The 1,848-nt window shown below is 55.0% G+C and carries 1 protein-coding gene and 1 pseudogene; one reads left to right on the forward strand and one right to left on the reverse strand.

Annotated elements, in window-relative coordinates; translation table 11 throughout:
- Positions 1–333, reverse strand: a pseudogene (purH, locus tag KDK13_RS12745) (bifunctional phosphoribosylaminoimidazolecarboxamide formyltransferase/IMP cyclohydrolase); the annotation flags it as partial.
- 61 nt (positions 334–394) lie between these two features.
- Between purH and purD the strand changes: the two are divergent.
- On the forward strand, positions 395–1,678 hold the full coding sequence (gene purD, locus KDK13_RS12750) for a phosphoribosylamine--glycine ligase (RefSeq protein WP_257285350.1): 1,284 nt from the start codon (positions 395–397) through the stop codon (positions 1,676–1,678).
- Positions 1,679–1,848 lie beyond the last annotated feature (170 nt).

A 1,848-nucleotide genomic window follows, 5' to 3' on the forward strand; every position in this document is an offset into this window, starting at 1 on the left:
GGTGCGGGCCGCCGCCATATCCAGCTTGCGGTTAAAGGCGATAATGCCGCCGAACGCCGACGTTGGGTCGGTTTCGTAAGCGCGGTTGTAGGCTTCAAGAATGTCTGTGCCGGTTGCCACACCGCAGGGGTTGGCGTGCTTGACGATCACGCAGGCTGGTTGGTCAAATGCCTTGACGCATTCCAGGGCCGCATCGGTGTCGGCAATATTGTTATAGGAAAGGGCTTTGCCCTGCAGTTGCCGGGCGCTGGAAATCGTGCCTTCCGATGGTTCAAAACAGGAAGGCTGAAGAACAGGTTCAGCCTTCGAGAAAAAATTTTCCCCAGCAGACATCACAAAAAGAAAACCTTGGTGCACCCTGTGGTCTCTGTGGTTTAAAAAAAGGACATCCTTTATGAAAGTGCTGATCATCGGTAATGGCGGGCGGGAGCATGCCCTGGCATGGAAAGCGGCTCAAGACGACCATGTTACACAAGTGTTTGTTGCTCCCGGTAATGCCGGCACCGCTTCTGAAAACAAAGTGGCCAATGTTGATATCGATGTACTGGATATCGCCGGGCTGGTCGAGTTTGCCCGGAAAGAAAACATTGGCCTGACCATTGTCGGTCCGGAAGCGCCACTGGTGGCTGGCGTTGTTGACCAGTTTGAACAGGCAGGGCTGGCAATATTCGGCCCGTCACAGGCAGCGGCCCAGCTGGAAGGCTCCAAGGCCTTCACCAAAGATTTCCTTGCCCGCCATAACATTCCCACCGCCGCCTACCAGAACTTCACAGATATTGAACCCGCCAAAGCCTACGTCAAACAACAGGGGGCACCTATTGTCGTAAAAGCGGATGGCCTGGCTGCCGGTAAAGGGGTGATTCTTGCCCGGACTGAGCAGGAAGCGTTTGATGCTATTGAGGACATGCTGGCTGGCAATGCCTTTGGTGAAGCGGGCCACCGCGTGGTGATAGAAGAGTTCCTGACCGGCGAAGAAGCCAGTTTTATCGTTATGGTGGATGGCAAGAATATCCTGCCCATGGCCACCAGCCAGGATCACAAGGCCCGTGACAATGGCGATAAAGGCCCGAATACCGGTGGGATGGGCGCATATTCTCCTGCCCCGGTAGTGACCCAGGCGATTCATGACCGTGCCATGGAGGAAGTCATCATCCCAACGGTACAGGGCATGGCCAGCGAAGGCATGCCATACAAAGGCTTTCTCTACGCCGGATTGATGATTGATGCCAAGGGCACGCCCAGGGTACTGGAATACAACTGTCGTTTTGGTGACCCGGAAACCCAGCCCATCCTGATGCGCCTGAAATCCAGTCTGGTAGAACTGTGCCTGGCCGGTACCCGGGGCCAGCTGGATCAGGCAGATATTGAGTGGGACAGCCGCACCGCCCTTGGTGTGGTCATGGCCGCCGGTGGTTATCCTGACGCCTACCGCAAGGGGGATGAAATCACGGGCATCGACAATGTCAGCAATGCCAAAGTCTTCCTGGCCGGAACCCGTGTTGAAGAGGGCAAGACCCTGACCAACGGTGGTCGTGTACTCTGTGTAACCGCTCTGGGTGATACCGCAAAAGAAGCGCAAGAGCAAGCCTATAAAGCGGTAAAGGCTATTGACTGGAAAGATGTTTACTACCGTACCGATATCGGCCACAGGGCCATCGACCGTGAAGAGGCATTGTGATAGCGGCCAGTAGCAGCCGCGTTAAGGTAGAGGAAGTACAGAGTTTTCGCTGCTAATGTCCTTATGGGCAAGCATGAAATGGGGCAGACAGTTCATGTACGGCATTCACAAATGCACCCGCCTTTTCCGGCTCAACGTATTGGTGAATGCCATGCCCCAGATTGAACACA

Origin of the sequence: Endozoicomonas sp. SESOKO1 (assembly GCF_024606265.1) — a bacterium.
GTDB lineage: Bacteria > Pseudomonadota > Gammaproteobacteria > Pseudomonadales > Endozoicomonadaceae > Endozoicomonas.